The 8219-nt window shown below is 66.6% G+C and carries 9 protein-coding genes and 1 pseudogene; 1 reads left to right on the forward strand and 9 read right to left on the reverse strand.

From position 1 onward, the window contains the following. From ACMO6A_RS14670 to ACMO6A_RS14700, 7 genes and pseudogenes are all read right to left on the reverse strand, one after another. Nucleotides 1-186, reverse strand: a pseudogene (locus tag ACMO6A_RS14670) (DUF177 domain-containing protein); the annotation flags it as partial. Beyond that, nucleotides 187-660, reverse strand: a complete 474-nt coding sequence (locus ACMO6A_RS14675) for a hypothetical protein (protein ID WP_009304513.1) — start codon at nt 658-660, stop codon at nt 187-189. Between the two features lie 186 nt (nt 661-846). Continuing rightward, on the reverse strand, nt 847-1329 hold the full coding sequence (gene coaD / locus ACMO6A_RS14680; protein WP_009304514.1) for a pantetheine-phosphate adenylyltransferase: 483 nt from the start codon (nt 1327-1329) through the stop codon (nt 847-849). 26 nt (nt 1330-1355) lie between these two features. Beyond that, complete coding sequence (rsmD, locus tag ACMO6A_RS14685; RefSeq protein ID WP_009608378.1) at nt 1356-1949, reverse strand: 16S rRNA (guanine(966)-N(2))-methyltransferase RsmD; 594 nt, start codon at nt 1947-1949, stop codon at nt 1356-1358. 6 nt (nt 1950-1955) lie between these two features. Then, nucleotides 1956-4160, reverse strand: a complete 2205-nt coding sequence (locus tag ACMO6A_RS14690; RefSeq protein ID WP_009304517.1) for an ATP-dependent DNA helicase RecG — start codon at nt 4158-4160, stop codon at nt 1956-1958. Continuing rightward, nucleotides 4153-5787 carry a DAK2 domain-containing protein gene (locus ACMO6A_RS14695; protein WP_009304518.1) on the reverse strand — a complete coding sequence of 545 codons (1635 nt, stop codon included), beginning with the start codon at nt 5785-5787 and terminating at the stop codon, nt 4153-4155. The genes ACMO6A_RS14690 and ACMO6A_RS14695 overlap by 8 nt, the downstream gene beginning before the upstream one ends. Before the next feature lie 90 nt (nt 5788-5877). Then, on the reverse strand, nt 5878-6225 hold the full coding sequence (locus tag ACMO6A_RS14700) for an Asp23/Gls24 family envelope stress response protein (protein ID WP_009304519.1): 348 nt from the start codon (nt 6223-6225) through the stop codon (nt 5878-5880). A 221-nt stretch (nt 6226-6446) separates the two neighbouring features. On the opposite strand from ACMO6A_RS14700, the gene rpmB reads away from it, so the two are divergent. Then, the gene (gene rpmB, locus ACMO6A_RS14705) at nt 6447-6638 is read left to right on the forward strand and encodes a 50S ribosomal protein L28 (protein ID WP_009304520.1); all 192 of its coding nucleotides are present in this window, start codon (nt 6447-6449) and stop codon (nt 6636-6638) included. 110 nt (nt 6639-6748) lie between these two features. Here the strand turns inward: rpmB and ACMO6A_RS14710 are convergent, their stop codons facing one another. After that, nucleotides 6749-7468 (reverse strand): zinc ribbon domain-containing protein, encoded by a 720-nt coding sequence (locus ACMO6A_RS14710; protein ID WP_009608302.1) that lies wholly within the window; start codon nt 7466-7468, stop codon nt 6749-6751. Nucleotides 7469-7517: 49 nt separating this feature from the next. After that, on the reverse strand, nt 7518-8219 hold a 702-nt coding region (locus ACMO6A_RS14715; RefSeq protein ID WP_418471470.1), incomplete at its 5' end, for a Nif3-like dinuclear metal center hexameric protein.

Below are 8219 nucleotides of genomic sequence, written 5' to 3' on the forward strand. Positions count from 1 at the left end.
AACCGTGCCGGTGACCAGGAGCGCGTCGCCGGTGTTGGAGATGTCCGCTTGCCAGGCAAGCGGCCCCGCGAAATCGTACAGATCCGGGCCGGCCTTCATAACGGGGATGGCGATCGAGCCTTCAAAATGAGAACTCTCCGCCGGAGCGAAGAGCTCGTGGGGTACCTGGATGCGGAGCGCGTCCATTTAGCGCCCCGAGGCCAAAGAATTGGCGTTCAAGCGATCACGGCAGCGCCGCACGTTGTTGAGCAGCGTATCGAGGCTCTGCTCGACATGGCCGAACACCTCGTCGGCGTAGTCCTCGGCGCCGGCACGGGTCTGGCGCTCCAGCTCGCGGGCGTCGGAGAGCACCTGGTCGGCCTGCTGCTGGGAGATGCGGACGATCTCCTGCTCGCTGGCGATGGTCATGGCCTGGCTGCGTGCATCCTCGATCATGCGGTTGGCCTCGGCCTCGGCATCGTCGAGCAAGCTCTGGCGCTCGCGAACGATCTGACGGGCCTGAGCGAACTCGCTGGGGAACGTGTCGCGGATCTCATCCATGATCTCGAACGCCGCGGCGATGTCGACCTGGCGCATGTTGCCCTTGCCGAAAACCGGCTTAGAGTCCTCAAGCAGAATCGAGAGCTCTTCCAACAGCCCCAAGACTCCTGTTTCGTCCATGATTGTCCTTCCACCCAGGCGTGCTGCGTTTCATCTGCGTTGGCGCGCACGGGTATCCTCGCGTGCATGCGTCGCAATATTCTAGCATGTCTGTTGGGAAAGCCAACCTCCAATGCACAAAGCGCGCACATTTTACCCGGTCGGAACCGCGCCGACGCGAAACCGTGACCTGCTAACGGGCAGTTTCTACGCGTCGCCGAACTTCTTCAGCAACGCCTCGTTCACGCATGCGGGAACGAACTGCGCCACGTCGCCGTGCAGGCTCGCGATCTCGCGCACGATAGACGACGACAGATACATGTACTGCGGCGGCGACATGATGAACAACGTCTCCAGCTCCTGGTTCAGCTGGTAGTTGAGCGCGGTCATTTGAAACTCGTACTCGAAGTCGGTGATTGCGCGCAGGCCCTTGATGACCACGGTGGCGTCGAGCTTCGCCGCAAGGTCGACGAGCAGCTCGTCGAACGGTTCGACGCGGACGTTGGGCAGATGGCTCGTCGCCCGACGTACCAGCTCGGCACGTTCTTCGAGGGAGAACAGGGGCTTCTTCTTCGGCGAGGCCGCCACGGCGACGACGACCTCGTCCACCAGCTGCGCTGCTCGGGTGATGACATCGAGGTGTCCGCTCGTGATAGGATCGAACGTTCCGGGCGTCAGTGCACGTTTCATGTAAGGCTTTCCGTTCCTTCTTGGTTTCAGTCGATCGCATCGTGCAGCGCTGTAGCGCGCAGCACGTCCACGACAGTATCCCCGTACTTCTTGCGCTGCGCAATAGACAAATCGCGCGCTTTTGCCGCTTCCTCCACCTCGTCGTTCGCCGCCGAGGCATGCTCGTACACCACGATGGCATCGTCGGACAGCGCCGCGCGCGTGCGCAACGCGACGACGAGCCCGAGCACCTCGGCGGCGGCGCATGCGTACGGCGGGTCGAGGAACACGAGGTCGAACGGTGGACGCGCGTAGGGCACGTCCTTCAGCACGTCGCCCTTGCGCACGCGCGCGCGGCGCGCGTCGAGCCCGAGCAGCCTCACGTTCGCGTTGAGCGCCCGCAGCGCCTCGCCCCCGCGCTCGCAGAACTGGACGCTGCGCGCCCCGCGGCTGAGCGCCTCCAGGCCGAGCGCGCCCGACCCTGCGAACGCGTCGAGCACCACCGCGTCGTCGAATCCGCCGCGCGCGCTGTGCACCGTGCTCATCATGGCCTCGCGCACGCGGTCGGTGGTGGGGCGGGTGCCCTCCCCCTTCGGCGCCTTGAGCGTGCGCCCGCGAAACTCGCCTGCGATGATCCTCATTGCGTATCAGCCTCCTTGCGCCACGTGGTCGTTGGCGTACACGATGCGCACCTCGCGCGCAAGCGCGCGGTGCGCGGGCAGTTCCAGGTTCGGATCCTCTTCCAGGATGGCCGCCGCGTCGGCGTGCGCGGCCTCGATCACCGCGCCGTCGCGCATGACGTTCACCAGCTTGAGGCCCGACGCGCCGTGCTGCCGGTTGCCCAGGATATCGCCCTCGCGGCGCAGCGACAAGTCGTAGCTGGCCAGCTCGAAGCCGTCGTCGGTGTCGACCATCGCGGACAGGCGCGTAAGGGCGGCGTCGGACTTCGAGGCCGACACGAGATGCACCTCGGCGGCTTTCTCGCCGCGGCCGACGCGGCCGCGCAGCTGGTGCAGCTGCGACAATCCGAAGCGGTCGGCGTCTTCAACGATCATGACCGTGGCGTTGGGCACGTCCACACCCACCTCGATAACCGTCGTGGCCACGAGCACTTGCGTCTCGTTGTCGCGGAAGCGCTGCATGACGGCCTGCTTCTCGGAAGCGGGCATGCGCCCGTGCAAAAGCTCGACCCGATAATCGGCGAACACGGTTCCCTGCAAGTAGGACGCCTCTTTCGCGGCGGCCGCCACGTCGTCGCCCTCCAGGTCGTCATCGGTCTCGATGCTGATGGCGGCGTACTCGTAGGCCTCCTCGTCCGCCTCGCGCCGCCGTCCGCCGCTTCCGCCGTCCGCCGCCTTCGCGTCGCGCTCGCCGCTATCCTGGCCGATGAGGGGGCACACCACGTACACCTGCTCGCCGCGCGCGAGCGCCGCGCGGGCGGCGTCGTAGGCATGGCCGCGGTCGGCCTTCTGATGCACGAACGTGGCGCGCTGCGCCGCGTCGTGCGGTCGGTGCTTGAGGTAGGACAAGGTCAGGTTGCCGAACAGCGCCAGCGCCAGCGAGCGCGGGATGGGCGTGGCCGTGAGGTACAGCGCGTCGGGCGCATCGCCCTTCGCCAGCAGCTTGGCGCGCTGCTCCACGCCGAAGCGCTGCTGCTCGTCGATGACCACGAGGCTGAGCCGCCTGGGCGCCACATCGTCCTCGAGCAGCGCGTGCGTGCCGATGAGCACGTCCACCGAGCCCTCCGCCACGCGCGCGAGGACGGCCTCGCGTTCGGCCGAGGGCGTGGAGCCGGTCAGCACCGCCCAGGAGATGCCGGCGGCATCGAACAGCGGCCCCAGACTCTTGCCGTGCTGGCGCGCGAGCACCTCGGTGGGAGCCATGAGCAGAGCCTGCGCACCCGTGTCCGCGGCCGCCGCGAGCGCGAAGGCGGCGACGACGGTCTTGCCGGTGCCCACGTCGCCCAGCAGCAGGTGGTTCGCCGTTTGCGGCGCAGCGAGGGCGGCGAGGATGTCGCGCTTGGCCTCCTCCTGCTCGTCGGTAAGCCGGAAGGGCACCGCCTCGGCGAGCGCCGCCATGCGCGGCCCGTCCACCGCGTGGACGACCGGTTCGCACCCGTCCGTGCGCTCGCGCGACTCGCGCATGAGCATCAGCTCGAGCAGCAGCAGCTCCTCGTACACGAGGCGGCGGCGCGCCTCGGCCACTTCGTCCATCGCATGCGGGAAGTGGATGCACGACAGCGCCGCGCCGCGGCTCATCAGGCGGTACTTCGCACGCAGCTCGAGCGGCAGCGGATCATGCAGCCCGCATACGGCCTCCAACGCGTTTCCCACGAGCCGTCGCATCCACGCAGCGGATATCTTCTCGCAAGCGGGATGCACGGGGATGATCATGCCCTCGGCCGCCCCTTCGCCGTCGAGGACTTCCAGATACGGGTTCGTCATGCGCTTGAAGCCGTAGTTGAATTCCAGCTTGCCCGCCACCGCGATGCGCATGCCGGGCTTCACCTGGTCCATGAGCCATGGCTGACGAAAGCACGTCACCATGAGCACGCCCGTGCCGTCCACGAGCGACAGCTCAACGAGCGTGAGGCGCGGCTTGGGCTTCTTGAGCTTGATCTCGTGCACCGCGCCTTCGACGGTGCACTGCTCGCCGATGACCCCAGCGGCCACGGTTGCCTTGCGCGAGAGGTCGATGTAGCGCCGCGGGAAGTGCGTGGCCAGGTCGCGCACCGTGCGGATGCCGAGCCCGTCGAGCGCGCGAGCGCGCGCCGGGCTCACCAAACGAACGCGCCCGACCGATTCGTCGAGCGCGAGCGTTGCTGCCAGTCTGTCGGGCCGGTCGTTATTCAACTGACATGACCACCGGGTACAAGGGCTGGTCGCCGCGGTGGGCGTCGATCTCGAGGTCGTCGTAAGCATCCTCGATGCGCGCGATCAGCGCGTCGAAGGCGTCATCCCCCATATCCTCGCCCGCCAGGATGGTGAGCGTGTCGGCGTCTTCGGCCTCCATCGTGCCGAGCAGCGCCATGACCACGTCCTCGGTCGTGGAGCCCACGGCCTCGATGGCCCCGTCGGCGATGCCGATGACGTCGCCCTCCTTGATGGGGTTGTCGTGCGCGTCCTTGGAATCCTTGATTGCCACGGTCACCTCGCCGGTCTTCACGTCGGCGTAGGCCTCGGTCATCGACTCGACGTTCTCTTCGAGGCTGGCGCCCTCGTCGAAACCGAACAGGGCGGCGAACGCCTCGGGCACGCTTCTCGTGGGAACCACGGCGCACGGCGTCTCGGCCAGCTCGCAGGCGCTCTGGGCGGCCATGATGATGTTCTTGTTGTTGGGCAGGATGATGACGGCGTCGGCGTTCACCTGACCCGCCGCATCAAGCAGGTCCTTCGTGGACGGGTTCATGGTCTGCCCGCCGGACACCACCACGTCCACGCCCAGGCTCTTGAGGATCTTCGCGTTGCCCTCGCCCGCGGCCACGGCCACGAATCCGAGCGGCTTGGGCGCCTCCCCCTGCTCGGCGGCCAGCGCGTCGGTGCGCGCGGCGCTCTGCTGCTGCATGTTGTGGATGTGCACCTCGGAGATCTGCGCATCGTGCGTGAGGAACCAGCCCAGCACCTGGTCGGGGCGGTTCGAGTGCACGTGCACCTTGAAGTTGGGGTGCATGCCCACCATGAGGTCGCAGTCGCCCATCGTGGGCAGGAAGTCCTTGGCCGCGTCCACGTCCACCGTGTCGGAATGCACGAGGAACTCGGTGCAGTAGCGGTACGCCGACCCCTCCCAGTCGTTGATCTGCTCGATCTCCACCTTCGGCGCCGTGCCGCGCGCGAACGCCAGCTCGTCCACCATGGGGCCTTCCTTGCCCAGCAGCGCTGAGACGAACGCGTCGAAGAAGATGGCCAGGCCGAAGCCGCCCGCGTCCACCACGCCGTTCTCCTTGAGCACGGGCAGCAGGTCGGGCGTGCGCTGCACGGAGGCGTAGGCCTCCTCCACCACGTAGGCCAGCGCCTCGTCGCAGCCCATCTTCTTCTTACGGGCGTGCTTCGCGGCGGCGGCGCTGTCGCGCAGCACGGTGAGGATGGTGCCCTCGACCGGCTTGCGGACGGCCTGGAACGCCACTTCCTGCGATTTCGCGAACGCCGCGTCGATGCTGTCGGCGTTCAGCTCGTCATGGCCTACGCTGCCCTCGCACAGGCCGCGCAAAATTTGCGAGGTAATGACACCGGAGTTTCCGCGTGCGCCCATGAGCGCGCCGGTCGTGATCGCCTTGCGAATTTCCGCGCCGGCCGCCCCGATGGGCAGGTTGGCCAGGTTCTCGACGACCGTCTCCAGCGTCAGCGACATGTTCGTGCCCGTGTCGCCGTCGGGCACCGGGAACACGTTCAGACGGTTGATCTCGTCCTTGCGCTCGCTCAGGGTCTTGCTCGCGACGGCGATGGCGTTGAGCAGGTCGTTCGCGGTATAGGGTTCTGGCATGCTGATCTATTCTCCTTAAACGTTATGCCGCAGAGCGCCTTCGCCCCTCTCTCCGGGCGGGCAGCGGCTCATCATGGCAGGGAGGACGCGCTACTTGCGCACCTTCACGCCCTGCACGTGCACCTCGACGCCGTCGAGCGGAACGCGAGCGTACTCGCTCAACGCGAACGTCACTTGGTCGACGAGGTTCTGCGACACCGTGTTGATGTTCGTGCCGTACTCGATGACGACGTACAGCTCCACGTGCACGCCGACCTCCGTAGTGGTGACCACCACGCCGCGGCGCAGGCGGGACGCGGGGAGGATCTTCGCGATGCCGTCGGCGGCGTTCGGGGCGGCCATGCCCACGACGCCGTAGCACTCGAGCGCTGCATTGCCGACCATGTCGGCCAGTACGTCATTGGCAACGTGGAGGTTGCCCGCTATCGTATCGTTCATGGCATTCCTTTCACGGCGCGGGGGTGCCGCGCACGACAAAAAACCTGCTAACGCAGTATAGCGCAAGGGCTTGCCGCTGTGCGGCGCGCCTGGTAGCAGGCGAAAGTATACTACACGAAAAATTCTTGTAACCCTTTTCGTTTATGTGCTATAGTGTGAGGGCTTTTTTGTCATCAACGGTTTTTGCCGATGAGTACCCAACGTACATGGAGTGATGAACGATGTCGAAGATTTGTGAAGTTTGCGGTAAGGCGCCGAGCGCAGGACGCAACGTCAGCCACTCGCACCGCGTGACGAACCGCTGGTTCCGTCCGAACATTCAGCGCGTGACCATCAAGGACAAAGAGGGTCACGTCCGCAAGGCCAACGTCTGCACGAAGTGCATGAAGGCCGGCAAGGTCGAGCGCGCATAGCACGTCCGCCGGCCGATGAGGCCGGCCAACAAGCCGACATTGAAAAGCCCGCTCGCGCGGGCTTTTTGTCGTTCTCTCGATGGGCGCGAGCAGGGCCCGCGCCGTATCCCCTACTCCAGGATGAGCAGCCTTCCGCACTGAGGGCACGGAGCCACGTTGCCCTGGCCCTTCATGTCGATGAGGCGGCCGCCCTCGATGGCCATGCGGCACACGCCGCAATTCGAGCCTTGCAAGCGTCCCACGGCCACGCCGCCCGTGCGCGCGGCCGTTTTCTTATAGGCGTCAAGCAGGTCGGCGGGCAACGAGGACGCCAGCATCGCTCGTTCGGCCTCGATGCGCGCGAGCGCGTCTTTGAGCGCGCCGCCTTCCTTCACGAACGCCGCCGTGGCCTCGGCCTCCTGGCGCTCCAAGCTCTCTAACGCCGATGCCACCTGCGCCTGCACGCCTTCGATCTTCGCCAGCTCGTCGCCGACGGCGGTCAGGTCGGCTTCCAGCGTGTTGCGGCGCTTCGCGAAGCCGTTGAGCTCCTTCGTGCGCGCCTCCACGCCGCGGTAGTCGCCGCGCACCGCGTCGATCTCGCTCTGCACCTGACGCTGCTTCTCGGAAAGCGAGCGATCCTCGTCGTCGATACGCGAAAGCTGCGCGTCGGCTTTCGCATGGAGCGCGTCGAGCTGGGCTCGCTTCTGCTCGATCGCCTTCTTCTTCGAGCGCGCTTCCAGGATGACGGCGCGCTGGGGAAGCTCTTCGAGCTTCTTCTTGTCGCGCATGGCTTCCAGGTCGAGATGCTGCATCTTCAGCAGCGTGGCAAGATCGTCGGTGTCTACGTGCATGCGCATCCTTTGTTCGAACGGAGCGCCGCCGCTGCGACGCTCCTTAGCATTATACCCGTACCGTTTCAGGGTACGACCAGTTATCTCCCTGATCGAGCACCGTCACCAGATCACCGGGAATTCCTGCGTTTTCCACCGCAGCAGCCAGCACGGCTGCGAGCGGCAGCTCGCTGGTGTCATGACCGAGATCGACGACGGCCAAGCCCGCCTGGGAGAGCTCGAGCGCATCATGGTACTTGATCTCGCCGCACACGAGGCAGTCCACCTGCGCCCGCAGACACGCGCGGCCCAGATCGCCGGCCGACCCCGTGCAGGTGACCACGCGGTCGAGCTCGCGAGGGAAGTCGCCCCATACGCGCGGCGCCCGGCCGAACACCGAGGTGCAGCGCGCGGCCAGCTGTCCCAGCGTGAGCCCGTCGTCCTCGCCGAGGGTGCACAGCTGACCGTAGCCCTTCTCGCGCGACCCGGGAATGGGATCGAGCACCTGCTGAAACGTCAGGCTCAGCATGCCGGGCAGCACGCGTTGCGCCCGCACGCTCACGTCGAGCGCCGTATGGTACGACAGGATGGATACGCCGCGCTCGACCGCGCGCCACACGCCCGCGCCCGGATTGGCCGCCACCGAGGAGGCCGGCATGAAGGAGGCGGGCGGCGCGAGGAACGCCGGATGATGAGTGACCAGCACGTTCGCACCCATGTTCGCAGCCGCCTCGATAGCTTCGACCGTCGGGTCGAGCGCGACGGCCACACC

This window comes from Eggerthella sp., from assembly GCF_048329335.1.
Classification (GTDB): domain Bacteria; phylum Actinomycetota; class Coriobacteriia; order Coriobacteriales; family Eggerthellaceae; genus Eggerthella; species Eggerthella lenta.

Coding starts and splice junctions, on each gene's coding strand:
- coaD (WP_009304514.1), bottom strand. CDS start 1,329: ATGAAACGTGCACTGACGCCCGGAACGTTCGATCCTATCACGAGCGGA.
- ACMO6A_RS14700 (WP_009304519.1), bottom strand. CDS start 6,225: ATGAACGATACGATAGCGGGCAACCTCCACGTTGCCAATGACGTACTG.
- rsmD (WP_009608378.1), bottom strand. CDS start 1,949: ATGAGGATCATCGCAGGCGAGTTTCGCGGGCGCACGCTCAAGGCGCCG.
- ACMO6A_RS14710 (WP_009608302.1), bottom strand. CDS start 7,468: ATGCACGTAGACACCGACGATCTTGCCACGCTGCTGAAGATGCAGCAT.
- ACMO6A_RS14695 (WP_009304518.1), bottom strand. CDS start 5,787: ATGCCAGAACCCTATACCGCGAACGACCTGCTCAACGCCATCGCCGTC.
- ACMO6A_RS14675 (WP_009304513.1), bottom strand. CDS start 660: ATGGACGAAACAGGAGTCTTGGGGCTGTTGGAAGAGCTCTCGATTCTG.
- rpmB (WP_009304520.1), top strand. CDS start 6,447: ATGTCGAAGATTTGTGAAGTTTGCGGTAAGGCGCCGAGCGCAGGACGC.